Origin of the sequence: Achromobacter sp. K91 (assembly GCF_003576205.1) — a bacterium.
Lineage (GTDB): Bacteria > Pseudomonadota > Gammaproteobacteria > Burkholderiales > Burkholderiaceae_B > Achromobacter > Achromobacter aegrifaciens.
In genome coordinates this window covers 74589-97554 of record NZ_QWFB01000056.1, presented here as the reverse complement: position 1 = coordinate 97554, position 22966 = coordinate 74589, and the positions used below count along the sequence as shown (strand labels likewise).

The 22966-nt window shown below is 63.5% G+C and carries 40 protein-coding genes; 20 read left to right on the top strand and 20 right to left on the bottom strand.

Translation table 11 applies throughout. The features are described from left to right. Positions 1-50: 50 nt before the first annotated feature. The 20 genes from DXK93_RS27365 to DXK93_RS27275 form a co-directional block, all read right to left on the bottom strand. Positions 51-1061: a major capsid protein gene (locus tag DXK93_RS27365; protein WP_119451749.1), complete on the bottom strand. Its 1011-nt coding sequence runs from the start codon at positions 1059-1061 to the stop codon at positions 51-53. 18 nt (positions 1062-1079) lie between these two features. Then, positions 1080-1826: a hypothetical protein gene (locus DXK93_RS27360; RefSeq protein ID WP_119451748.1), complete on the bottom strand. Its 747-nt coding sequence runs from the start codon at positions 1824-1826 to the stop codon at positions 1080-1082. Further along, the gene (locus tag DXK93_RS27355) at positions 1813-2118 is read right to left on the bottom strand and encodes a hypothetical protein (RefSeq protein WP_147400286.1); all 306 of its coding nucleotides are present in this window, start codon (positions 2116-2118) and stop codon (positions 1813-1815) included. The genes DXK93_RS27360 and DXK93_RS27355 overlap by 14 nt, the downstream gene beginning before the upstream one ends. Then, positions 2115-3764, bottom strand: a complete 1650-nt coding sequence (locus DXK93_RS27350) for a portal protein (RefSeq protein WP_119451746.1) — start codon at positions 3762-3764, stop codon at positions 2115-2117. The genes DXK93_RS27355 and DXK93_RS27350 overlap by 4 nt, the downstream gene beginning before the upstream one ends. A 3-nt stretch (positions 3765-3767) precedes the next feature. Continuing rightward, the gene (locus DXK93_RS27345; protein WP_119451745.1) at positions 3768-3983 is read right to left on the bottom strand and encodes a hypothetical protein; all 216 of its coding nucleotides are present in this window, start codon (positions 3981-3983) and stop codon (positions 3768-3770) included. 59 nt (positions 3984-4042) lie between these two features. Next, the gene (locus DXK93_RS27340) at positions 4043-4273 is read right to left on the bottom strand and encodes a hypothetical protein (RefSeq protein WP_119451744.1); all 231 of its coding nucleotides are present in this window, start codon (positions 4271-4273) and stop codon (positions 4043-4045) included. A gap of 69 nt (positions 4274-4342) precedes the next feature. Further along, positions 4343-5776 carry a TerL gene (locus DXK93_RS27335; RefSeq protein WP_119451743.1) on the bottom strand — a complete coding sequence of 478 codons (1434 nt, stop codon included), beginning with the start codon at positions 5774-5776 and terminating at the stop codon, positions 4343-4345. Further along, positions 5773-6489, bottom strand: coding sequence for a terminase small subunit (locus DXK93_RS27330; RefSeq protein WP_119451742.1), 717 nt, complete (start codon positions 6487-6489; stop codon positions 5773-5775). The genes DXK93_RS27335 and DXK93_RS27330 overlap by 4 nt, the downstream gene beginning before the upstream one ends. Further along, positions 6486-6896: a hypothetical protein gene (locus DXK93_RS27325; protein ID WP_147400285.1), complete on the bottom strand. Its 411-nt coding sequence runs from the start codon at positions 6894-6896 to the stop codon at positions 6486-6488. The genes DXK93_RS27330 and DXK93_RS27325 overlap by 4 nt, the downstream gene beginning before the upstream one ends. Before the next feature lie 99 nt (positions 6897-6995). Beyond that, a complete protein-coding gene (locus DXK93_RS27320; RefSeq protein WP_119451740.1) occupies positions 6996-7550 on the bottom strand; it encodes a hypothetical protein in 555 nt (184 codons plus the stop codon). After that, positions 7547-8374 carry a hypothetical protein gene (locus DXK93_RS32430; RefSeq protein ID WP_233564625.1) on the bottom strand — a complete coding sequence of 276 codons (828 nt, stop codon included), beginning with the start codon at positions 8372-8374 and terminating at the stop codon, positions 7547-7549. The genes DXK93_RS27320 and DXK93_RS32430 overlap by 4 nt, the downstream gene beginning before the upstream one ends. Next, positions 8371-9084 carry a hypothetical protein gene (locus tag DXK93_RS27310; protein ID WP_147400284.1) on the bottom strand — a complete coding sequence of 238 codons (714 nt, stop codon included), beginning with the start codon at positions 9082-9084 and terminating at the stop codon, positions 8371-8373. Before DXK93_RS27310 ends, DXK93_RS32430 begins: the two co-directional genes overlap by 4 nt. Then, positions 9062-9934 (bottom strand): hypothetical protein, encoded by an 873-nt coding sequence (locus DXK93_RS32200; RefSeq protein WP_199728339.1) that lies wholly within the window; start codon positions 9932-9934, stop codon positions 9062-9064. Before DXK93_RS32200 ends, DXK93_RS27310 begins: the two co-directional genes overlap by 23 nt. Before the next feature lie 10 nt (positions 9935-9944). Beyond that, on the bottom strand, positions 9945-10523 hold the full coding sequence (locus DXK93_RS27300) for a DUF559 domain-containing protein (protein ID WP_119451738.1): 579 nt from the start codon (positions 10521-10523) through the stop codon (positions 9945-9947). Further along, positions 10516-10953, bottom strand: coding sequence for a DUF1364 family protein (locus DXK93_RS27295; RefSeq protein ID WP_119451737.1), 438 nt, complete (start codon positions 10951-10953; stop codon positions 10516-10518). The genes DXK93_RS27300 and DXK93_RS27295 overlap by 8 nt, the downstream gene beginning before the upstream one ends. After that, the gene (locus DXK93_RS27290; RefSeq protein ID WP_119451736.1) at positions 10953-11411 is read right to left on the bottom strand and encodes a hypothetical protein; all 459 of its coding nucleotides are present in this window, start codon (positions 11409-11411) and stop codon (positions 10953-10955) included. The genes DXK93_RS27295 and DXK93_RS27290 overlap by 1 nt, the downstream gene beginning before the upstream one ends. Continuing rightward, positions 11411-11590 (bottom strand): hypothetical protein, encoded by a 180-nt coding sequence (locus DXK93_RS27285; protein ID WP_119451735.1) that lies wholly within the window; start codon positions 11588-11590, stop codon positions 11411-11413. The genes DXK93_RS27290 and DXK93_RS27285 overlap by 1 nt, the downstream gene beginning before the upstream one ends. After that, positions 11587-11814 carry a hypothetical protein gene (locus DXK93_RS32425; protein ID WP_233564624.1) on the bottom strand — a complete coding sequence of 76 codons (228 nt, stop codon included), beginning with the start codon at positions 11812-11814 and terminating at the stop codon, positions 11587-11589. Before DXK93_RS32425 ends, DXK93_RS27285 begins: the two co-directional genes overlap by 4 nt. 157 nt (positions 11815-11971) lie before the next feature. Beyond that, complete coding sequence (locus DXK93_RS32195) at positions 11972-12355, bottom strand: hypothetical protein (protein ID WP_199728338.1); 384 nt, start codon at positions 12353-12355, stop codon at positions 11972-11974. Continuing rightward, entirely contained in the window at positions 12356-12565 is a 210-nt protein-coding gene (locus DXK93_RS27275; protein ID WP_119451733.1) for a helix-turn-helix transcriptional regulator, read from the bottom strand. Positions 12566-12638: 73 nt separating this feature from the next. On the opposite strand from DXK93_RS27275, the gene DXK93_RS27270 reads away from it, so the two are divergent. The 20 genes from DXK93_RS27270 to DXK93_RS27180 all read left to right on the top strand — a co-directional run bounded on the left by DXK93_RS27270 (position 12639) and on the right by DXK93_RS27180 (position 22927). Beyond that, positions 12639-13340 (top strand): S24 family peptidase, encoded by a 702-nt coding sequence (locus tag DXK93_RS27270; protein ID WP_158598580.1) that lies wholly within the window; start codon positions 12639-12641, stop codon positions 13338-13340. 12 nt (positions 13341-13352) lie between these two features. Next, positions 13353-13595, top strand: a complete 243-nt coding sequence (locus DXK93_RS27265) for a hypothetical protein (RefSeq protein WP_119451731.1) — start codon at positions 13353-13355, stop codon at positions 13593-13595. 161 nt (positions 13596-13756) lie between these two features. Beyond that, positions 13757-14101 carry a hypothetical protein gene (locus tag DXK93_RS27260; protein WP_119451730.1) on the top strand — a complete coding sequence of 115 codons (345 nt, stop codon included), beginning with the start codon at positions 13757-13759 and terminating at the stop codon, positions 14099-14101. 36 nt (positions 14102-14137) lie between these two features. After that, entirely contained in the window at positions 14138-14371 is a 234-nt protein-coding gene (locus tag DXK93_RS27255; protein WP_119451729.1) for a hypothetical protein, read from the top strand. A 3-nt stretch (positions 14372-14374) separates the two neighbouring features. Then, positions 14375-14734, top strand: coding sequence for a hypothetical protein (locus DXK93_RS27250; protein ID WP_119451728.1), 360 nt, complete (start codon positions 14375-14377; stop codon positions 14732-14734). 156 nt (positions 14735-14890) lie between these two features. Beyond that, complete coding sequence (locus DXK93_RS31910) at positions 14891-15136, top strand: hypothetical protein (protein ID WP_147400283.1); 246 nt, start codon at positions 14891-14893, stop codon at positions 15134-15136. Further along, complete coding sequence (locus DXK93_RS27245) at positions 15133-15327, top strand: hypothetical protein (protein WP_119451727.1); 195 nt, start codon at positions 15133-15135, stop codon at positions 15325-15327. Before DXK93_RS31910 ends, DXK93_RS27245 begins: the two co-directional genes overlap by 4 nt. A gap of 102 nt (positions 15328-15429) precedes the next feature. Beyond that, complete coding sequence (locus DXK93_RS27240; protein WP_119451726.1) at positions 15430-16080, top strand: AAA family ATPase; 651 nt, start codon at positions 15430-15432, stop codon at positions 16078-16080. Between the two features lie 13 nt (positions 16081-16093). Further along, complete coding sequence (locus DXK93_RS27235) at positions 16094-16711, top strand: hypothetical protein (protein WP_119451725.1); 618 nt, start codon at positions 16094-16096, stop codon at positions 16709-16711. 10 nt (positions 16712-16721) lie between these two features. Continuing rightward, on the top strand, positions 16722-17228 hold the full coding sequence (locus DXK93_RS27230; RefSeq protein ID WP_119451724.1) for a siphovirus Gp157 family protein: 507 nt from the start codon (positions 16722-16724) through the stop codon (positions 17226-17228). Between the two features lie 27 nt (positions 17229-17255). Continuing rightward, positions 17256-17702 (top strand): hypothetical protein, encoded by a 447-nt coding sequence (locus DXK93_RS27225; RefSeq protein WP_119451723.1) that lies wholly within the window; start codon positions 17256-17258, stop codon positions 17700-17702. A gap of 37 nt (positions 17703-17739) precedes the next feature. Then, positions 17740-18270: a hypothetical protein gene (locus DXK93_RS27220; RefSeq protein ID WP_054453451.1), complete on the top strand. Its 531-nt coding sequence runs from the start codon at positions 17740-17742 to the stop codon at positions 18268-18270. 80 nt (positions 18271-18350) lie between these two features. Next, positions 18351-18605 carry a hypothetical protein gene (locus tag DXK93_RS27215; RefSeq protein WP_119451722.1) on the top strand — a complete coding sequence of 85 codons (255 nt, stop codon included), beginning with the start codon at positions 18351-18353 and terminating at the stop codon, positions 18603-18605. Continuing rightward, positions 18602-19021: a hypothetical protein gene (locus tag DXK93_RS27210; RefSeq protein WP_119451721.1), complete on the top strand. Its 420-nt coding sequence runs from the start codon at positions 18602-18604 to the stop codon at positions 19019-19021. The genes DXK93_RS27215 and DXK93_RS27210 overlap by 4 nt, the downstream gene beginning before the upstream one ends. Positions 19022-19023: 2 nt before the next feature. Further along, positions 19024-19953: a hypothetical protein gene (locus DXK93_RS32420; protein WP_233564623.1), complete on the top strand. Its 930-nt coding sequence runs from the start codon at positions 19024-19026 to the stop codon at positions 19951-19953. A 1-nt stretch (position 19954) separates the two neighbouring features. Continuing rightward, positions 19955-20995, top strand: coding sequence for a DNA cytosine methyltransferase (locus DXK93_RS27205; protein WP_233564622.1), 1041 nt, complete (start codon positions 19955-19957; stop codon positions 20993-20995). Continuing rightward, complete coding sequence (locus tag DXK93_RS27200; RefSeq protein WP_119451719.1) at positions 20986-21615, top strand: hypothetical protein; 630 nt, start codon at positions 20986-20988, stop codon at positions 21613-21615. The genes DXK93_RS27205 and DXK93_RS27200 overlap by 10 nt, the downstream gene beginning before the upstream one ends. Further along, on the top strand, positions 21605-21940 hold the full coding sequence (locus tag DXK93_RS27195) for a hypothetical protein (RefSeq protein ID WP_119451718.1): 336 nt from the start codon (positions 21605-21607) through the stop codon (positions 21938-21940). The genes DXK93_RS27200 and DXK93_RS27195 overlap by 11 nt, the downstream gene beginning before the upstream one ends. Positions 21941-22257: 317 nt before the next feature. Continuing rightward, positions 22258-22575, top strand: a complete 318-nt coding sequence (locus tag DXK93_RS27185; RefSeq protein WP_158598579.1) for a Lar family restriction alleviation protein — start codon at positions 22258-22260, stop codon at positions 22573-22575. 115 nt (positions 22576-22690) lie between these two features. Further along, a complete protein-coding gene (locus DXK93_RS27180) occupies positions 22691-22927 on the top strand; it encodes an AlpA family transcriptional regulator (RefSeq protein WP_119451716.1) in 237 nt (78 codons plus the stop codon). The last annotated feature ends 39 nt before the right edge of the window (positions 22928-22966 follow it).

The following is a 22966-nucleotide window of genomic DNA, read 5'->3' as shown; positions in this document are numbered from 1 at the left end:
TTCTGCTTTCAGTGGCGACGGGCCGCCCGTGCTGGCGCGGCCTGACGGGCTTAGCTGATCGCAGCCTCCGTATTGAGCAGTTGATCGACCAGGCGGATGGGGATGCCCAGGAAGGCGGTTTCGAACTGGCCGGCGGCCTCGCGGATCGACAGCGCATTGCTCGACTTGTTCAGCGCCATCTTTTCCAGCGCCGACTTGATCGTGCGGTTCACGTAGAAGCGCGGGCGAACGGCGCCGGTCAGCATCGGCAGGCGGTTCTTGGCATCGATCATCAGCTCGATCAGCTTCTGATTGGTCATCGTGCCGGTCCCTGCCGCAGCGTCCGAAACATCGATGTTCGCAATGCGCGAGACATAGCGCCAGTCCTTGACCACCAGGCCGCAATCCCATTCGAACAGGTCGCCATAGGCGCGGTAACGGTCGTTGTTCGCGTCGAACGCATCCAGCTCGCCCAAGTCCTGATGCTGCAGGCCAGCCTTGGAGTTCTTCGGGTAGATGCCGAACACGCTGCGCGAACCCCAGCCGATGATGTAAATCGACGTGTTGTCGGAGCCGCTGCCGCCGCCGTTGATCACGTTCGCGGTGCTGGGCGCCGTACCAACGCCGGGGAGTTGGTTGTAGCGTGCCTGCAACCCGAAGAACTGTTCCGGGTTGAGCGACGTGTCGCCATACAGCAGCGCGGTGCAGAAGTCCTGGCCCATGGCTTCAACGAACGACGAGGCCTCATCCAGGCGGAAGCGGGCCGGATCATTGGCAAGGCGCACAGCCTTGACGTCCGGTTCGCTGCGCGCGGTCAACATGCCGCATGCGTCATCCACTTGGGACGTCTGGGACTTGGACACCGGCGTTCCCTGATATAGCTTGCGCCAGGTGGTACTGGGCAGGCCCGTGCGAATCGTCGTGCGGTTACCGGTGGCCAGGTTGCCCTCGATCCACGGTACGTCCTGCACGATTTCATTGGTTTGCGCCAGCAGCTCGGCCACATCGGCAGTATCGCCATTGGGGTCGAGTCGCTTGGCGACGTCGATAATGTTCAGCGAGTTGGAACCGATGGTGGCCATCGAGATCTCCCTATAGGTTTAACTGCGCATGCTCGGGAACATCCGAGATGCCCGTGCAGCTTCAGGATCCGAATCCGGTGCGGTGGTGCTGCTTGCCCCCGCGCCGGGGTTGAGCGTGGATTCGCTCATGCTCTTGCCGATGGTGGAAAACAGCTTGATGGTCGCGGCATCGCCCATCTGGCCGGCTATCTTGTCGATCATGTCGGTTCCGACACCGAAGGCTTTCATGGCCTTGCGCGCCGTTTCGACATTGGCGGTGTATTCCGTCCCCCACTCGCCCTTCAGCGCCTCTACCTGGCGCGCACCTTCGGCTTGCTGGGCCTGCGCCTGGGCGGTCTGGAATTCGTTCCACTGCGCGGCCACTGCCTGCGCCTGGGCCACGTTCAAGCCGGCTTTCTGGAACCATCCGCTTGCCACCTGGGCAAACTTGCCGTCATCGCCTTGGGGCACCGGGAGCTGGTAGGCGGCGGCATCAGCCGGTGCTGCGTGCTTGCCTTCCAGGTCCTGCAGTGCCTTGGCAGCGTCTGCCGCGGTCTTGAAACCCTTGCCTTCTGCGTACTGGCGCAGCGCTTCGTCAGCGATACTTTGCGTCCAGGGCTGGTCAGAGTTCTGCGAATTCGGGGCCGCAGCGGGTGCCGGCTCGGCAGCGGCAGCAGCAGGCGCAGCAGGAGCGCCAGCAGGGGCGGCGCCAGCATCACCACCACCACCGCCACCAGCGGTGCCGTCGTTGGCTTGGTTGAACAGTCGGTAATTACGCTTCCTCATTTGCTCGTTCCTTTAGGTTGTGAATCTCGTCTTCGGTAAGGCGGCTGTAGTACTTGATGCGGTTGTGGACTTCGCGCCGGCCCTCGGCCAGCATCGTCGCGTGCGTGTCGACCACTCGGCTGACCGGTGACACCACCACGGTGGACGTGTCGGCCCGGGAGAACCGGGCGATGTCGGCCAGCACGACGGCGCGGGCACTCTCCAGGGACATGCCGCCCTCGCCCTTGAACAGGACGGCGTAGGCCTTGCGGAGGCGGAACATTCGCCGCATGCGTTCATAGATGGCTGTCATAGCTGTGCGCTCTGTGCAGTTGCTTGGGCTTGGGAAAGGTCTTTTGCTGCGCCGGCGGCGATCGGTGCGGCTTCGAGCATTGCGGCGGCCTGCGCCTGCTCTTCCTCGGCGGCGATCTGTTGCTTGGTCACGTCATCGGGGTTCACGAAGCGCGTGGGCACGCCAAACGTATCGGCCAGGCCGCGCACCGATTCCACCGCGTTGACCACCTTGGCGGCGCGCGGGTCCAGGCTGAAGAACGGCGCGGACGCCTCCATCCAGCGCAGCACCGCCGTGCCCTCTTCGGTGCGCATGGCACGGTTGAGCGGGCTGTCATATTCAATATCGACCTCACCCTCCGCCTGGTAGATCTCCTGCGGCATATCGGGTAGCAGGCCGACGTACGAGCCCAGGATGTCCAGCTCTCGGGTGGTCAGCGAACCCAGCATTTCTGACTGAACCCGGCCCATGGTCGGCGCCAGCAGAAAGCCTTTTTCCTGTTGGCGCTGCAGCACCTCGGTGGCAGTCATCTGCGGGTTTTCCACCATGATCTGGAACAGGGTGACGTAGAAGGCCAGGTTGATCGATTCGCGCTTTTGCTGCGCGTAGTCGACGCCAAGCGGCACGTTCTTGCCGAGTTCCAGCGGGCGCACCATCTGGTCGCCGCGGTCGCTGATGCCGCCATAGTTCAGGGCGCCCGACCGTAGATCGAAGCCCTCAAGCGCGCCGTCCTCGGGCAGCAGGAGGGGCGGATCCACCACCTTCTGCGCGGCCCGAATGTTCGTGCGCTCCATGTCGTTGAGCATCTTGATGTCGGGCAGCGCGTCCATGGCAGGGCCATAGGCGTACTGCGAGCCATCCGCGACCGCCAGGCGGCCGATAGCCACCGGGAAGGTGCGGAAGCCGCCATGCTCGATGATTTCTTTGCCTTGCTCCAGGATCCAGACGGACTGGAATGCCATGTTGCGGCCGTCCACCTTGCGGGGGTCGCGCTCGCGGCGCGGGCGCACGGCATGCAGGAAGGTGTATTTCTGCTCGGGGTTGCGGTCCAGCTGCAACTGCATGCTGGGCGGCAGTGCGGCACGGCCCCACCGTTGCGCAGCTTGGCGCACGGTCAGACACCAGCGCATGTGGGCTTTGTCCACCAGCCCGCTCTCCCCCTCGGTGTAGAAGAGGTCAGCAAGGCGGATCTGGCGGTAGCGCAACGGGTTGCGGCGGTCGCCGGTATCCTCGACCATCACGCCGCCGGCGCCGAATGCCACCTGGTTGCCGTACACCTCGTTGATCGCAGAGGCGAACTGGGCGCGCCACTTGTAGCGCATCGAGAATTGAATGTCCCCAGTCTGCTCCAGGTACGCCTTCACGGCGTCGGATTGCTTGGTCGCGGGGTCGGACGCCACCAGGCGCTGGTACTTCTGCGTGCGCGGGGTGATCATCGAATCCATGGCCGCCGACATGTGGCGGTGCGCTAGGGCCGGCGTCGCGTCGAAGATCTTGCTGGTGTTCTTCTGCCCCGGCTGCTCATAGCCTTGGCCGAAGCGCCGATAGCGCGGCAGCATGATCTCGATGACCTCGTTCCACTGCGCCTCGAAGGCCGTGCGCTCGGTCTTCATGGCCTCCTGATCGGCCATGATCTCCCGCACCAGTTCGACGTCTTGGTTGTTCACGTCTTACTGCCCGAGGAGGGTTTTGGTGGCGACGGAGGATTGCGGCACCACCGCGGTATCACCCGCGATGATGGTGGCAGCAGTCCCCCGCCGGCGGCGCAGGCGATCAGCTTCAGCATCAGCAGCCGCCGCCGCGTCCGTCGTTGCTGGCGGCGCGGGCGGCGTCACCGGGTCCGGCGTGCTGATTTTGGGGCTCTTGAATGGATTAAGGCCGCTCATGTGGCTCTCCGTATTCGACCCCTGAACTTTATGGACGCGCGCGCGTAGAGTTCTGCGATTTACGTGTCCTGGGATGCCAGCTCGTACATCTCAGGCAACGCCAGTAGCTCAGCCGCCATGAATTCGCGACTTGCGCCGGCTTTGTCGACGATCTCGGCATAGGTAAGGATCTGTCCATCCAGGGTCTCTACGGCTACAACCAACTGCTTGACCTGCCGTGAAGCGATGGCAGACAGGAGATCGTCGATGCTCGGGGTTTGCGGGAAATCGACGTTTTGGCTTTCTTCCATGGTCACTGCTCCTAGTAAACGAGCCCTTCGCGATGACCGGCCAATCCGGTATTGCGGTGGGCTCGGAAATCAATCTGTGGTGGCGCGCGAGGCACGCGGCGGTGCGTCCCGGTCGCGGGGTCGGCGCACCAGCGGCTTGTGTTCCCCGATGCCCACCAGCAGGTACTGGCCCGCCTCCGCGACGTGGGAATAGGCGTTCTTGTCGGGCTTGTCAGCGTAGCGATCGCCAGAAACGGCCAGCCGGCGGTAGCAATAGCCGCCCGCCAGCGCCTTGCGCAGGGTCTTGCAGTCCGGGTGCACCAAGAGGCCCGGTTCGTCGTCGATCATGAGCCCCAGGGCGTTGTCCACCGCTCCGGCGCGCAGCAGGAAATCGTTCGTCGGCGCCGGGACGGCCGGCAGCCCTGCCGCGCGCAGCATCTTGAATGGCGTCTGTTCGTCGTCGGCTTGGCTGCGGCTATCGCCGGACGGGTCGCCCCAGAATCCGCCCAGCTCGAAACCCTGGTACTGGATGGCCAGATGTGCGTGGATTTCGCGCGCGAATGCCTTGGCGCCCATACTGGTTGCCACCAGCTCGGAACGGATGCGCACTCCGCCCATGGGCCGCCGCTGCCCGAACACCGCCGCTGGCGTGAGCCCGAAGTCCATGCCCATCAGCAGGGGCAGGCGCGGATCCAGTTCGAACGGGCGGCAATGCCTGCTGTCCGAGTAGCCCGGATGAATGGGCCGGCCGTCCATGACGAAGCCGTATTCGTTGGCCAGGTTGACCTTGATCCAGTCCTCTTTCTTGCCCTGCAGGCCGCGCTCGTAGTAGCCCGGCGGCAGGTTCGATATGTTCTCGGCGTTCGGGTTCACCTTCCAGCCGTCGCCGTCGCGCACAACGCCGCCAGGCTGGGCGAGGAATAGCCAACCGTTCGGCCGGTCTTCCTCGGCCAGCTTGTAAAGCCAGTGGTCATTGTCGGGGGAGTTGGTGTCACCGAACATGCCGTACCACGTGGGCGGCACGTCCTTGGGGTAGCGTCCGACCCGCAGGTCGAGCATGTCGACCACCGGCTTGACCAGCTCCTTGACCTCGTTCAGCCATACCCAGGTGGCCTGCAGGCCGCGGGCCTTCTTGACGTGTTCCTCGCGGTCGAAGGCGATGAACACCACCTCGGCCTCCACGCTGGTGCCGTCGTCCAGGTCGAAGGACATGTGATGCGTCGGGGGCTCGCGGCCGCCGCCCACGTATCGGCCCAGATCCCCGAACATGTCGAGCCAGTCCTTGATGGTCGTGGACAGCAGATCGGAATAGGTATTCCGGACGGCAATGCCGCGAGTGCGCCGCACGCCCTGCGCGTCGGGCTGCTGGTCGCACATGATGCGGAAGCCCTTCCAGCAACTGCCGTTTGTCTTTCCGCTGCCCAACGGCCCGCGAATGATCGTTCGCTGCTCCTGAGACAGGATGTAGCGCTCCAGCGTCTCGCCCTGGGCTTGATAGCGGAATTCGACCTCCTGCTGGCTCATTGCTGGTCGTCCTTCGGCTTGCGGCCCGTCATGTCCTTGATGATGGCCTTCGGCCGCTGCACCAGCAGCTTGTCGTTCAGCAGGCCCAAGTGGCGCATCAGCAGCGTGCCGACGGCCACTTTGTCCAGGGCCTTGACCTTGATGCCCTCTTTCGAGCGCTCGACGCCGGCCAACTGGGCGCGCTGCTCGATCGACAGCTTGCGGGTGTCGTGGATGAACACCTCGCCATGGCCGTCGCCGAAACACTCCGGACATTCCGGATTCGGGTCGCGCCGCGGATCCCAGCCCGTGCCACCCTTTTCGTCGAACGGCGGCGGCACTTCCTTGCCTTCGTCGTGCGCTTTGGTCGTCGCCGCGGCGTGCGCTTCTCGCTCCCGCTCCATTTCGCCAGCCGTGCGCTGGTAGCGGTAGCCGGCGCCGTAGCAGTACCGGCAGCAGGTGCGGCGGTAATCCACCAAATCATTGGGATCCGCCGTGTACGCGTCCCACAGCGGGCGCACCACGTCGTCCTGCTCGATCCTCAGCCTGGCCGCGCGCTCAGTCTTCGCCTGGTTGATCGCTGCCTGAATTTCCGGCCTGACCATCAGTTCGACGGCAGACTGCCGATTCTTGTATCCGGCGCGCCGCGCAGCCGCGGCCCCGTTCAGGTCCACAAGGTACTCGTCGACGAAGCGCTGCATCTTCGCCGAGATCTTGAAGGGCTTTTTCTTCATTCCGTGTCCATCCCTGGCAACGTCAAATTGGTGTGGACCCTGGCGCGCGCACGGCGCTGCATGGCCTTGTGCAACAGGTTCATGACCGCGACGGGCGACAGCCGGTACTGTCGGCACAAGTCGTCCAGCGCGTCAGGGTTCGTGATTCCGCGATTCCGGCGCGGGCCGCGCACCGCGTGGGTAAGGTGGGCCGGCCTGGTGGGCGCTTCTTCGCGGGCATGCCCCGTGCGCTCGCACCAGAGATTCAGAAGCAACTCGCCGCGCCAGTGGCTGGGCGCGCTGGTGCCGGCCATGTACTGGCGGATCATGCTTTCCGTGAGGCGACGGTTCAGCGCAGCACAGATCCGGGACTGGTCCATGCCGCTTCGCTTGAGGTCGAAAACGATCTCCGACCAGTCGAAATCCATCACCTCACCCGCCAAATTTCGAGCCCTCCGCAAGGTTGCGCAATGTTTCATTCATTTTCACGCATTGTGCGCAATATTCGTTTCGCTATGCCTGAGCCTCTAGGCACGCCGCTCCTGTATGCCGGCTAGGGAGCGCAATGGTTCTTGCGCGGCGCGCGCTCGTTGGGCGGCCAGCGCCATAGCCGGGGACATGGTCAGGGCGCGCGGTGCCGCCTTCGTGCCGGGGATGACAATGACCGGGCCGCGGTAGGGCTGCTCGGGCTCGATAGGCTCCGGCGCCTTGGCCACCTTGGCCGCGTAGGGCGCCAGCTGCTTGTCGAACTCGCTGACCAACGAGGCATTGAGCCAGCGGTCGTAGGCTTCCCTGGGTGTCTCGCCGCGGCGCGACATGCCGGCATCGAAGCATTCCCACAGGCCCAGTTCGTCCTTGCGCAGGCGCGGGCGGATTCGTTCGGCCGCCTTCTCGCGCTTGGCGGGTGCCTTGGTCCGCGGCCTGGCCGGGATCTCGCCCGCCTTCTCCCGGTGGCGGCGCACCAACTGCCCGATACGCGTGGGCGTCATGCCGTACTCGCGCGCCAGGACGCCTGTCGTCTCGCCACCCAGCCGGCGCTGGACGATTTCCGCGTTGCGCGCGGTCTGTTCGTGGGTGGTCATGATTTGCGCTCCTGCGGCTGGCGGCCGCTGCGTGCATTCGAGGTAATCGCCACGCCCAGCGCAGGCCATGCGTGAGTGCTGACGCCGTACAGTGGCCCAGGCTGTCCCTTGGTGCCGACCTGGGGTGTGGCCCCGCCGCCCGTCCGGGGGAACAGGTCCAGAATGGCCTGGCGCACGTTTCCATCTTTCGCCTTGGTCGTGCCGCACAGGTGCATCTTCACGTCCTTGCGATAGACCAGGTCGACGGACTCGGGCAGCGCCAGCGCCTGCATGAACCGGCCGATCCATACGCAGGTTTCGAACACCTCGCGGCCCACGGGCATGCCGTAGCTGGCGATCATTTCTATGGCGATGCGGCCGTAGCTGACAGTCTGCAGGCGCTCCAGCACCACTGCGTTTTCCTCCACGCCGCACGACAGAACACGGTGGGCGTCTGGCAGGTAGATGCACCAGCCGGTTTGCGTGGGACCGGGGTCGATGCCGAGGACGGCATAGACGGGTGTCGCGCCCATCGTGGGCACCACCCTAGATCCAGCATTGGCGCGGCGTGGCGAGGCATCGGGGGCCGTTTGGGCACCATCCTTCGCCCAGGTGTCGACGCTGTACGGCACGCGCGCGAAGCTGTCCGAAGCCGCGCGCAGCGCGCACGGGCAAAGCTTCTCGCCCGGCTGCGGGCCAATGCAATGGCAAGGCGTCGGAACGTTCGCCGGGCTGGGCAGGCTTCGAAAATCCGGGGCGTAGGCAATGCACCCGGTCTGCAGCGTTCCCGCCATCGGGTCCAGCGCCACGTCGGCGGATTGGGGGGTGAGGTTCGGTGGGGTCATGCTTCGTTTGCCTCCGAGGGTGCAGCGACCGCGTTTTTGGCCAACTGCAGCACGGTTGGGGAAATGGACTCACCCTTCTGAGCCCGATCGATAAGGCGCTGGGCCCAGGCACGGTGGTCAGTGACCTGGGGAAAAAGGCCGTGGCCGGTGCGTTTCTTGATCTCGCGCAGGAACGCCTGGGCTTCGTCGCGGGTTGCGACGTTCTGACCAGGCGCAACCAAGGCGATAGTCGGAGCTGGGATCTGTTCCCATCTGCCCTGCTCCATCACGTCGCGCAGCGCGTATTCCCAACGCCCGCGAATGGCCTGCCAGCCCATGTTCAGCAGGTCGTGGTGCCCTATACGAACAGCGGCCCAATAGACACCCGGATGCGACCAGGTGCCCATGGCCCCGCTTGCTCGCGCAGCCACGCCGGCGACGGCCTCGTGATACGCGGCCTCCGGGTTCAACGTCGGGCGGCACAGGCCCAGGAATTCGGGCAGCGTGGGCGGGAAAGTGCGGCCACGGCACGAGGCCAGTCCCCGCTGGATTTCCTCGGCCGTGTAGTCGGCGATCTCCTGCGCCCATACCTCGGCCAGCCTGGCGGGCGCGATGCCTTCCCACTGCTGGGTGAACTTGGCGCCGTACAGCGCCTGCATGCGCTCGATCAGACGCGCAGCCCAGGCGAGCGGCACAGGTGCCGTGGTTTCAGATGAGCGTGCCAGTTGCATCGATCACTCCCATGTCGACCTCCCGCCGCGGTCCCGCGCCGGCCTGGTCAATGACGGTTTGCAGTTCCGCATTCCACGCGGCTCGCCGGTCAGCACCGGAAGGTGGCAGGCCGGAACCGGACCGCCGGCTTGGTTGGCGTGCTATGCGCTCGTTCAGTGCCTTGGATAGCCAAGCAGCTGGCTCCAGCGCCTCGGCGCGCATGCATTCGGACGCCAGTTCCCACGCACCCTGATCGCCCAGCTGCTTACGCGCACCGCCGAGCAGGGACCGCGCACTGCCGTCGCGCACGCCGCGGGCAATGAGCCATGGCACGGCGACCTGAAACAGGGCTTCGGCCGGAGCTAGGCCGACAGGCTCCGGTTCCGCAGGTTCGGCAGGAGGCGGAGCTTTGCCCGGGACCGCGCCAGCGGTCGTATCACCGTCAGGTGATACGTTCTCTTTTCCCTTCCCTTCCTTATCCACTCCACTCCCTTCCGGGGGTGAGACCTCGTCGAGCGCTCGACGAGCAGCTGCAGGATCACCCGGCTTATACGGCGGATGCTTGTAGGTCGGGCGGTCTATTTTCTGGTGATGCCAGCCCGTTACGTGTAGGAAGTCCTTGTTTTCAAAGGAGTAAAAGGCGATTAATCCATTCGACGACAGCTCGTCGAGTAGTTCCTGAATGCTCGACGACGTAATGTCGTCTCCGGGGAACACGTTGGCCTTGATCGTCTTCGGACTGGCGACGTGGTTACCGGCGTCGTCGCAGAAATTCCACAGGCCGATGAACAGTAGCCGAGCAGTCGGCGAGCAGTTCATGACCTGTTCGCTGGTCCAGAATTCGGGTTTTATGGAGCGTATGCGGGCCATGATGATCGTCCTACCCGCCGAAGCCGAGGGGGTCTTCGGCGTCATACTCTTCGCGCACACCGAAGAAGACAGCGAGCAGTTCTAGCGCTTCGTACGCAACTTTGAACGGATCGGCGCAGACCTCGCTGCCAGTAAAGTGCACGACCCTGAGACCCTTCTTAACCAGAAACCTATCGCGGCCCTTTTCGTAAGCGCGTTGGTGTTTGTCCTTATCGTGGAAAGCGTGGCCGTCCAACTCCACCACCACCGGAGTCACGATGTTCTCCGGCCCGATTCCAACCTGACTCAACAGGAAATCAACGCGGTACTTCCCCACCATGGCCTGGGTTTCCATATAGACCCCCGGCTGTAGCCGCAAGACCCCATCAGGCCCGCTGCGAGGAGACGGATTCACCTCGTAACGCTCGGCGGCGCACATTGCATGCACAGCGATGAAAAACAGGTCTTCGATGGGCGATTCGCAGGCCCCATTACTGAGGTGCCCATACATGTCCTGGGAGAATTCTTCTTCACAGCGGCGGCCATGTAGCGCTGCCGCGCGCTCCATAAATTCAAAGACGTTGGGCGCAAGTTTTCGGCTTTCAGCCATGAGAGTTCTCCATCTTGCTGGCGCGCATTGGCACCCACCGGGTGTATGCCCAGTCGAATGCGGCGCGCTTGAATTCCCGGTTGATGCCGGATTGGTCGTACAGGGCGTGACAGAAATGGCACGCGGGAACGGTGAAACGGTCGTGAACCTTCAGGCCGGTGCCCTTTCCCTCGTTCTGGTGCGCCGGTACGACAGTGGGGTCGTCCTGGTAGCTCTTGCAGCCGGGGAAGTTCAGGTAGCAGCACTCGCCGCGGCAAGCGGCCAGGTACTTGGGTTCGTGGCCGGCGCGCTTCTTCGGTGCGCGGCGCTTGATGGCGGCACGCTGGAGGGTTGCCTGCCGCTTGATACCGGCGGTGAATGGGGTGGGCCGCTGGAATTCGGTGGCGCGCAGCGGGGTCTTGCGGGTGAGAGGTGCGGAGCGTTTGAGCATCACGGCGCCTTCACTTCAAGGAGAACGCCGCGCGCCGCGAAGTCATCGCGCACTGCGTCGGCGTACTTGGTCAGCTGGCGGGTGTTCATCCGGGACGTAACCGGGAACACTCGCATGGCCAGCAGCTTTTTCTCGTAGGACAGCGGCTTGATGGCGCCGTCATAGGCTTCGCGGAAGGCGGCATCCTCGGCGCGCAGAATCGGCACGCCGTGGTGCAGCTTGCAGTAGCACTTCCAGCCGAGCGTGTCGTCTTCCGGCAGGGCTAGGGCAATCTCGCCGTACCAAGCATGGGAAAAGGCGTTCTGGGCGCGCGTGCGCGGCTTCTGGCGCTCACGGATCAGTACTTCGTAGGGACGCTCGGCATCCAGTGGCAAACGCGGCAGCAGCTCCAGCAACGCCGACAACTGGCTCGGGCCGACCAACAGGAAAGATTTGGGGTTGAGCAGGCGCGCGCGCATCAGTGCCTCGTCGCGTATGTGTCGTGCAGGCCCACCACGATGAAGGCCTCACGCAATTGGGGGTTCAGGTCTTCGCGCAGCATCATTTCCTCGTATGCCTTGGCGCGGTCCCATCCGTGCAAGCGCAGCGCTTCCTCGAATGCGCGCTTGGTAATGGCCAGGGCTTGCTCATAGGTCATGCGGCCCTCTGGGCGATGACTTCTTCCATGATCGTCAGCCGGCCCAGATGGTTCAGGTACTGGCGGATGGCGTGGTTGCCCACGGCTTCCTCGAAGGCGTCGATACGGTCAGCGGGAAGGTTCAGCCGTGGGCGGTTCTTTTCGTCGTAGGGCTCCGGGTGCAGGTAACTGCTGACGTGGGGCGCGTACAAATCGCACTCTTCGGCCAGGCTGCGCTGCGTCATATTCGGGCGCGTCCGGTTTTCCCAAGCAAGGCGCACGGCCTCGCGGAAGGTCCTGCACGCGGCAACCGTCGACTGCGGCAGGAACCGTTTTCCGGCGGGCGCCGCTGCGGTACTGGCGCTGTATACGACTGCGGGATGGGTGTGCATTTCTCTTCGCTCAGTAGGAAAAATTCATGGAGTTACAAGGTGAATTACAGGGTCGGACCCGGGCAAAATTTTTTGCATCGACAACAACGCGCGAAACGACATGACCGAAACCGAAAAGCTTCTGCAGCACGCCCAGGACATCGCCCGCCGGACCTTCGTGGACCCGAGCGAGAAAGCTGTGCTGGATATCTTTGACGAGCTGCGTGCCGAGCGTGACCGCACGGCATGGGCTACCGATGGGCGCGAGAGCGCCACGGTGCATTGATGGGTTCATTGCTCGCTCCGGCGAGCGCTTTGCATCGCGGGCCGCGACCCATATGAGAAAGCGCGCAATGCCATAGCCAGTTGCGAAACCGAGCGTGGCCGATCCGGCGGCCTGAAGGAGCAGGTCCATTTACGCCGTCTCCTGCTGGCCGGCGACCTCTGGCGGCGGCAGTGATCGAGCCAGTTCCGCCAGCTTCAGGGCGTCGTTTGCCCCCGCCGATGGCGAGCCTGCTTCCCAACGAGACAGGCGCGGTTGAGGTATGCCCGTTCGTCGTGAGATTTCCGACTGGGTCATTCCGGAGGCGCGAATGCGCTTGATGAGATCGGTAGCGGTGTCCATGGGTGCCAGATTATACGTTTCCGAATAACTAAGCAATACCCAACCGAATTATTCATTCATGCATAGTTTCGCCATGAACTCCCGAGAATTCCTCCAGGCCCTGATGGATCGTGCCGGCGACACTGCGAACTCGTTGGCGCGCAAAGCCAAAGTGCCGCAGCCGACTATCTACCGATTCCTATCTGGCACGGCGGCAGAGCCGCGTGTGTCCACATTCGAACCAATAGCGCGCCATTACGGCGTGCCTGTCGAGGCGTTTCTCAGCGACCGCGCGCGGGCCGACGTGGTCGACACGATCTTCAGCGGATTCCCTGCCAAGGAGGTAACCCCTACGCCTATACCAGTGAGCGACGACATTCCGATTCCGCAATTCGACACGGGGGGAAAGATGGGAGACGGATTGGAGCTGCGTGACCAGCCAGGCATGATCAAGAGCTGGCACGTGGACCCCGAATGGCTGCATAAGAACGTGCGCGGCGCCTCGGCGGCCTCGAACCTATGCATAGTCACCGGCTTCGGCGATTCGATGAAGCCAATGTTCAATCCCGGCGATCCGTTGCTGGTTGACCGCGGCATTACCACAGTCGAGTACGACGCCGTCTATTTCTTCCGCGTGTGCGACGAGGGTTTTATCAAGCGGCTGCAGCGCATTCCTGGTCGCGGATTGACCGCCATATCCGAGAACAAGGCCTATGAGCCTTGGATTGTGGAGGCGGGCATGGACTTCGAGGTCTTCGGCCGGGTGTTGAAAGTGTGGCGCAGCGAGGACTTCTAAGGGGAATCTCCGATGGGAAAAGCCAAGTTCATCCCCCTGACAATGGACGCGTTCAGAGCATTGCCAGAGGCTGATAAGCAGCTCTACCGCGAACGCTTTGCCGCACACGAAGCGGCCAAGGCGAGACTGGCGTTCTGGGGTGCCGGTGCAGCTTTAGCGGCGGGCCTCGTTTACTGGCACGACACTCCAGACCTGTTCGAATCCGTCATCACGATGGTCCCGCTCTGGATAGTGTGGGCGTTCAATCGGCTTTGAGCCCCAGCACCGCCCGACCAAGTCGCCATAGGGCGGCTTTTTTTTGATCTCGGGTATACCCTTACGAATTATTTATTCGTTTTCGTATTGACGGCACTATTCGTTTGCGAATATTCTACCCCCATGCACTCACCACCCGGTGAGCAGACAGGGAGAACAGCATGAGCAACGCAGAAAATCTGAAACGCGAGGTAGCCGATGCCCGCGAGTACGTAGGGAAGATCGGCCGGCCGCAGCATCACTTCCGCGACGGCTCCGTTGGCAGGCTTCACCGGCTGGACGTTGCCAGCGAGATCGGCCACCAAGAGTCGACGGGTTCCACGAATTACTGGAAGGACAAGGCCTTCGATCTGGCGCTGGCGAAGATTGTGCGCGACCGCTTCGCCGAGCTGTCGGCCGCAGCTCTGGAGCTGATGGAGCAGGGATACAAGGCTGCACGCATCGCCGAGAAAGACGCATTGCTTGCCAGCCTCGCCGAAATCGAAGCGCTGGAATCCGAAGCCTGACCACCCCGCCCCGGGTGCCGGGGCAAGGAGACATCCATGTCCATCATCTTCGAAGCGACCACCGCCGAGCAGGCCATCAGCACGATGGAGACCTATGGCGGCAAGTTCATCAAGCAACTTGCGCACCTGTGGCGCCTGGCTGACCCGGTCAATCGCGGCCGCCTGCAGCTGGCCTTCCGCGCTGAGTTCGACAAGTACGCCGAGGACGCCAAGATCCTGAAGCATTACCAGGGCATGGCGCGCGAGGCTGAACTGGCGGCGAGGAACTGAGCCATGAACGCCCGCCAAGCCTTCCTTGATGACCCGACGCGGGTTGCGGACTTCGGCCTGCTGGCCGATGAGGTGGACGCCGACGCGCCGACCGTGACGCGCGAGCGCGCCGTGGCCCTGGTCCGTGCATGCCTGGAGAACGAGACGGCCGGCGCCTTCGGCCAGTCGGCGCGGATCTGGGCTGATTGCCTGCTGGATGAGGTCAGCGACAACCAAGCCGCGGCCGCGCTGGTGCTGCTGGCCGGCACGGTGAACATGAGCATCCACAGGTTCCTGTCGCAGCACCTGGAGAACTATATCCACGCCGAGGCCAACCGCCTGCTGGCGGACATGGACCCCGACGAAGCGGAGGCCTGCAAATGATCCTCTTCATTTTCATCGGCGCGCTGTGCCTCTACGACGCGATCGTCGAATGGCGGGCCGGCAAATGACCGCCGCCTACGCCATCTGGGGCCTGTGCGCCCTTTATCTGATTGCCTTGATAGGCGACGAAATCGCGGCGCGCCGCAGGAGAAATGTATGACCACGATCACCCACGGCGGTCCGGCGTTCCCCGTCCCCCTTCACCCGGGGCAGTCATACCAAGGGCATGCGCCATGCGACGGCATGACCCTGCGTGATTTCTTCGCCGCCAAGGCCATGCAGGCGTTTCTGTCTGGCCACATCACGCATTACGGTCATGAACGGCATTGGCCCTATGCCGAAATGGCCTCAGAAGCCTTCGATGTGGCTGACGCCATGCTGGCCGCGCGAGGTGCCCAATGATCCGCCGCCTCCTGCGCTGCCTGCTGCGCCTCGACCGCTATGAATGGGTCGGCATCGCCTGCGGCGTCATCGTGCTGGCCGCCGTCACTGGCGTGCTGGGCCCGACCGTCGACAGCAAGTCCCCCACCCCCACCCTCACCGCCTGCGAAGGCTGCGGCAAGACCGCCGTGGCCGCGCGCGAACAGCCATGAAAGCCGAAGACTTCTATGCGCCAGGCCTGCCCGACCAATTTCTGCGCGCCCACCGCGGCCGCTCGGTAGCACTCGCAGCAATCGACAAATCAGGAGCACTCAATGAGCACCGTAACAATGATCCTCGGGCAGTCTGGCACCGGCAAGACCACCAGCCTGCGCAACCTCGACCCCACGCAAACGCTGCTGATCCAGGCCATCAAGAAGCCCTTGCCGTTCAAGAGCGGTGACTGGAAGCCAGTGACGAAGGACACGCCCGCGGGCTCGATCTTCGTCTGCGATTCGGCCCAGACCATCGTCGGCGCCATGAAGCGCACCAAGCGCCCGGTGATCGTGATCGACGATTTCCAGTACGTGATGGCCAACGAGTTCATGCGCCGCAGCGCCGAAAAGGGCTTCGAGAAATTCACCGAGATTGGCCGCAACGCCTGGGACATCCTGGCCGAAGCCGCCCGCCTGCCGGACGACGTGCGCGTCTACATCCTGTCCCACGTCGAAACCACCGACGACGGGCGCACCAAGATCAAGACGATCGGAAAGATGCTGGACGAGAAGATCACCCTCGAAGGCATGGTTTCCATCGTCCTGAAGGCGGTCGTGCAAGACGGTCAGCACTTCTTTGCTACGCGCAACAACGGCAGCGACACCGTCAAGACGCCTATGGGCATGTTCGACGCAGACCTGATCGACAACGACCTGGCCGCCGTGGACACCGCCATCTTTCAGTACTACGGCCTCACCGAAGCCGCCTAACCCAGGAGCAAGCATGTACGCACTCGACCCCGCAGCCGCGAAGGCGGCCGAATCGACCGGCAGCCGTATCGCCGAGAAGGGCAAATACAAGGGCAAGTTCACGCGCGCCCAGCACGTCGTGTCCGAAAAGGGCACGTTCGGCATCGACTTCGATTTCGTTGCCGAAGGTGGCCAGAAGGCCCGTTTCGCCATCTACACGCAGCGCGAAGATGGCACGCAGGTCTACGGCTTCAAGCAGCTGTCCGCAATCATGGCTTGCCTGGCATTGCGCGGCCTCGCCGACCCGAAAGAAACGCCGGCCAAGGTCTATGACTACGACCAACAACGCGAGGTCGATGTGGTCGTCCCACAGTTCACGGAACTGCTGGGCAAGCCTGTGGGCCTGCTCTTCACGATGGAAGAGTACAGGCCGGGCAAATGGCGGCCCAACCTCGCTGGCGCCTTCCAGGCCAGCACCGAGCTGGTCGCATCCGAGATCCTGGAACGCAAAACCCAGCCCCTGCAGCTCGCCAAGATGGTCCAGGCCCTGCGGGACAAGACTTACCGCGGCGCGGCGGGCGGTTCCATCGACGAAGGCAATCGCGCAGCCGCTGCCGCTGGCGCAGACCCTTCGGATGACATTCCCTTCTGAGGACCCTGCCATGAACATGCCTCTCTACGCTCTCACGCAGGAATACCGCACGTTGGCCGTGCGCCTCGCAGAAGGTGAATTCGACGAAAAGACGGTGGCCGACACCATCGAGGCCAGCGGCCTGCCGGAGCAGATCGGCGAAAAGGCCCAGGGCTGCGAAATGGTGGCTCGCACCTTCGAGGCCGACATCCCGACCATCGACGCGGAAATCAAGCGCCTGCAGGAACTGAAGAAGGCGCGCCAGGCCCGCGCGGACGCACTGCGCGACTACCTGCTGCGCAACATGATCGCCGGCGACATCCAGGTGATCGAGTGTCCGCTGTTCCGCATCAGCATCGCCAAGAACCCGCCCGCGGTGGAAGTGTTCGACGAGAAGCAGATCCCGGTCGACTACTTCACCAGTCCGCCCGCGCCGCCGCCCGTGCTGGACAAGAAGCTGATCGCCCAGGCGCTGAAGGACAACCACGACGTTCCCGGCGCGCGCCTGCGTCAGGGCCTCCGCCTCAACATTCGTTAACCGCTGCACCCATCCCTGGAGAACACCATGAGCAATCCCATCGTTGAAATCAACGGCGTGAAGCTGGAACTGGACCAGCGCACCGCCACCGCCACCCGAATTGACACCTTGCGTATCGGCAGCAAGGTCAAGGTGCTCAAGAAGGAATACAGCGACTTCCGCGTGCATGCCGGCGTGGTTGTTGGCTTTGAAGCCTTCCAGGCACTACCCACCATCATCATCGCCTACCTGAAGAACGGCTACGGCGAGAACCCGGTGGATTTCATCAGTCTGAACGCTCAGACCAAGGATGTTGAGGTCATGGCCACCGAAGAAAGCGAGCTGATGGACCTGCAACAGGAAGCCATCCTGAAGACGCTGGACCGAAACATCGAGTCAAAGCGCGCGGAACTGGCGAAGGCCGAACAGCACCGCGAACTGTTCGTGAAGCACTTCGGCGCAATGGTTGGCCTGGCTGAGCCGGTCAGCGCCTAACCCTTCCCCAGCAGCACAACCTACGGAGCAATCCCGAATGTTCTCGATCACCGAGCAAACCGCAACCCTGGCGCATATCAACGTGCGCACCGAGCGCCACGGCGAAGAGCCGGCGGGCGCGGCTGACCTGAAGATCCAGTTCACCGCTGGCAATGGCGGCCTGTCCGAGTTCCACCCGCGCCTGCGCCACGCCCTCTACAAGGCCGAGGAAAACCCGGACCAGGCCAGTGTCGAAGGCGTGCATCCCGAGCCGACCGTGCGCGTATTCGGCGACCTCATCGAGAAGATCCGCCTGAAGCACGAGCTGGTGGGCGCCAAGGTCGTGATCGACTTTGGCCTGGGCGGCGATTCCGATATCGAACTAGACCCCGCCGACGTCGATGGATTCGCTCTGGAGTTGATGGAAGGCGGCAGCGTGATCACCACCTTCCGCGTGAAGTGCCACCCGAGCGGCGAGCAGGTCAAGAAGCTCTACGAGGTGCTGGGCAACGACATCACGATCAGCATCACACCGGCAGCCGAGAAGCAGGGTTCGCTGGGCCTGAACCTGGAGCCGGAGACGGCGTAACTCTTTGGCCGGCCCGGCGGCGGGACTCCCTCCCTACTCCGACCGCTGCCGGTGCCCGGCCTCCTTATCCCGAGAAGAACATGCCCGAATTCAAGCCCGCCACGGTCAAAGTCGCCGCCCAGCAAATGATCGGCGAGTACATCCAGCAGGTCGGCGCCTACGGCGATCCTGACAAGGTGCGCAAAGCGCTGGAAATGCTGATCAGCTCGGCGGCGCTGGGTTACGGCTTCGTGTCGAACCAGAAGGCTGTCATCGACCTCTTGCTACGCACGGCTGCGCACGTCGCCCACCGTATGGAAAGCGGCGACGCCTACCCTGAAACGGTGCAGCAATGACCCACGCCCGCAAGCCCCGCAACAAGGCCTACAAGGGTCCGACTTTGCCGCGCATCCCCGTCATGGGCCCGCTGCGCGACGAGTTCGGCATGAGCCTGCACACCGCGCTGTCCTGCCTGGAGCATGCCCCCACAGAGGACGCCTGGAACACGCTGGCGCGATCGTTCAACCTGCTGCAACTCACCCTTGAACACGACGAGCGCCACGCCCACGAAGCCCGCCTGATCACCGGCGGCGCGTCTGCGCTCATCCAGGTTGAAAAGCGGGCTTGCCGCGGCGTGATCTTGCACGACTACGAGCTGGCGCCGATCCGCGTCGGCGTCAACACCATCGACGGCCTGCTGGGAAAGCTGGACGTCATCAAGCTGAACTACGCACGCATGCGCCTGAACGCCATGCAGATCCAAGGAGCCTGACCATGACTACCCTCCCCGCCGGCCTATTCCGCAAGAAGCCGATAGCTGTCTCTGCCGCGCATTGGCTCAAGAACGGCGACCATCCCCTGGACTACAGCAAGACGCATGACGGCCTGGAAAATGGCGAGCTGCGCCAGTTCTCGCCAGAAGAGCGCCGGGCCAATGGCTGGGAAGGCGACATCGTGCGCTACTACCGCCACCCGGACGATTCCGGCGAGCGAGCCTGCCAGCACTGCGGCAAGACCATGCACGTGCACGGCTGGATCGACACGAAGGAAGGCGGCCACATCGTCTGCCCTGGCGACTGGGTCATCACGGGCGTACAGGGCGAACACTACCCTTGCAAGCCTGACATCTTCGCCAAGACCTACGAACCGGCCAACACCCCTCCCGCCACCCCCCAGGACGCTCCAATCACCGTATCCCTTGACCCCGACCCTCGCGGCGTAAGCGTAGGCGTATGGCAGGGATCGCGCTGCATCTATAACGGCGCGCCTGCGGTGCCGGTCAGCGCACAGGACGATGCGAAGGACGAGCAGGCCGCATTCGAAGAATGGCTTGAACGCACCTGCCCGTCTGGCGACGTCGAAGCCGTGCAGCGGCAATGGGAGGCCAGCAGCGACTACGCCGACTTCCACGCTCCCGCTGCTGGCGATGCGCGGGATGATCTGACGCTGGCCCAGAAGTACGAAGACGCTTGCACCTTAGCCAACGCCAATGCGCGGGATGCGGAGCGGTTGGAATTCCTTATTACCCACGGGGCATGGGTTGCGTGGTCGAAGGATCACGAACTGTGTCGCGTGTTCCACCGGGACGAAGACGGCGATATCGAACCGTTCATGGGCTGGCACAGGTCCGAGCTCGCGGCGTCACTCACAGCGAGAGACGCGATTGACAAAGCGATTGCAGCCTCTCAGCAGCAGGAGGGGTGATGTGCCGGGCGCCTACTACAACGAAATCGACCCCTACGCCGCCGACTGGCTCCGCAACCTGATCGCAGCCGGCCACATCGCGCCCGGCGACGTGGACGAACGCAGCATTGAGGACGTATACCCTGATGACCTTCGCAGCTACACACAGTGCCATTTCTTCGCCGGCGTCGGCGTCTGGTCGTATGCCCTTCGGCGCGCTGGGTGGCCCGATGATCGACCTGTTTGGACTGGTTCCTGCCCGTGCCAACCTTTCTCCGCGGCAGGCAAAGGAACTGCGTTTGATGACGAGCGGCACCTCTGGCCGGCCTGGCATTGGCTCATCAGCCAGCGCCGCCCTCCAGTCGTCCTTGGTGAACAGGTTGCAGGCACGAACGCGGAGCCTTGGCTCGACCTTGTATTCACTGACCTGGAAGCCTTGGGCTACGCCAGCGGGGCGGTCCCTTTCCCGTCTGCGGGCATCGGTGCGCCGCACATCCGAGATCGATTGTTCTGGATGGCCCACGCCGACCAAGGGCGACGGGGACGGCGGGCACTTGATGGGCAATGCCTCGGCGACGGGCCGACGCCCAGACGGCACCAAAACACAGGTGACCCTTCCGGGCGTAGCGCAGTTCGCGGGCTGGCCCACCCCAAGCAGCACCGTCGTGGATGCGAAGCCGCAGCCACCAATCATCGGCAACCGCAAGCCGACAGATCCGCAGATTGGCCTCGCGGATGTAGCTGTGCATCTGGCGGGGTGGCAGACACCCACCTCGATCGACGCAAGACGCGGGGACTATCAATACGACCAGGGGCAGAAGGATCGCCCGCGTGCGTCGAACCAGGGAGTATCCAGGGTAAGCAGCCCGGCCCGGTTAACGGCTTCTGGCGAGCTGCTGATTGGCTCCTCTGCCGCGATGGAAAGTGGCGGCCAGTTGAACCCGGCACATTCCCGCTGGCTCATGGGGCTGCCGCCCGAGTGGGACGCCTGCGCGCCTACGGCAACGCGATCAACGCGCAGCAAGCGCAAATCTTCATCGAGGAGAGCATGAAATGTCTCTGACCGACCACACCCCCGCCGCCCAGGCGGCAATGCAGGAAGCCGACCGAATCGCAGCAGCCGATGAGTATTTCGCGGCCCGCACGTGGATCATGGACACGAACGATAACCGGCGCATCTTCGAGGCCGGATTCGACCGCGCCTACGCCCTGCTGTCCAAGCTGCGCGCCCCTGTAGCCGATGAGCGGGCGGCGTTTGATGACAACGATCTGCTGGCGCTGGCCCGAGACAACGGCATCTGCGCAACCGATCAAGCCGATATGTACAGCGCCCACAAAGGCAATTTGGTCGACTTCGCTCGTGCCGCTCTGGCGAGCGCCCCTGTAGCCGGGGAGGCGAACTCGACGAGTTGGCAAGACGCGTTGCGTATCTCCGAATTGCCGGAAGTGGATGAGGTGCTGAGCAACTTCGCCAACGACAGCACGGGGGACAACGCCGTAGGACTGGTACAGGCGATTTTGAATGCCGCGCCCCAGGTCAGCGAGGCGGTGCGCGATGCGCTCTGGACTCTCACCGAGCACAACGCTCTGCATTTCGGAGAGCAGCACAACACCGTGATTCAGGGACGCGCCGCCCTGTCCGCGCAACCGGGCGCGCAGAAGGAGAGCCGTGATGCAGAGTGACCGCGAATTGCTGGAGCTGGCGGCGAAGGCTGCTGGACTGACCATCGTGCATATGCCGCTGTCAGGCCCGGGCATCTTGGAAGGCCCTGGAATGGGGTCTTCCTGGAATCCCCTCACCGACGATGGTGACGCGTTGCGGCTGGCCTGCGAACTTCGAATACACGTGGGGTTCTTTCGCGGGATGGTCGCCGTTCAAGGCCCTAAAGGAGGTCAAAAATCTGTCCCAATTCGTGAGAATGGAGCAGGAGAACCTACTCGCCGTGCCATCGTTCTTGCTGCCGCCGAGATCGGTATTCAGACGAAGGAGGTGAATGATGCCAACTAAGACCTATCCACTGAAGATCGAGAACGTGGGCGAGGACACCTATATCCTCATGTCCCGAGGCCACCACGACCCGCACGAGTTCATGCGGCAAGCACGCGCCGATGGCTACGACTGGCCCGTTGGCATGCCCAAGCACTATTGGACGAAGCGAATACCTGCGGCTCCCAGCTCCGGATACACCTGTCACTACGTGATTGTTGACCAGGGCACACGCGGAGCCTTCCCGACCACCTACGCGCATGAGGCATATGGTGCAGACCAGTACGAGGCCCTATGCGCCCGGGCCCACCCCGACCACAAGGACGGAGGCGCCGTATATGAATGAGCTGAAACGTTGCCCGTTCTGCGGGTCCGAAGCGTTTGCGACCTACAAGACCGGCGACGATGACATCCGCCGTCATTCGGTGCATTGCCGTGATCGCTGCGGCGCGCAGATGGGCAGCAGATTCGTCGGTCACTACAGCGAGGAAAGCGCCGTCAACGCGTGGAACCTGCGCGCATCAGAGGAGCGCCTAGCGGCCCAGCTCCGCGAGTGCGCCGACACCCTCGGGGCCGACCAGATCGACGAGCAGCGCGCCATGCGGGCCTATGCCGACGTGGTGAAGCTGCTGGATGAATTGAAGGAGAAGCCGTGATGGGATGGCCTGAAGCAACCGTGGCGTGCGTCGGCATTGCGACCGCCGGCGCCATCGTTTGGAAATTTCTTAGCGTGCTTGGTGGCTCCCAAGCACGGGACGACAAGGAGTAGTCATGACCGAGCGCGATCTGATCGACACCAACAAGATCGCCGAACTGCTCGGCGGCATGAACCCAGCCCACGTGCGTAATCGGATCTGCACGCGCGAAGACTTTCCGCGAGCGTTTCGAATCGGGGGCCGGAAGCTCTACGACCGGGGTGAGGTCCTCGAATGGATCGAGGAGCGCCGGCAGGCACCCGACGGGCGGCGCACGCCATCATTACGCCAAACACCCTCGCAAGCCGCATAACTATTGGGTTTGTGGTGTCCGGCCCCGGGCACCAGAATT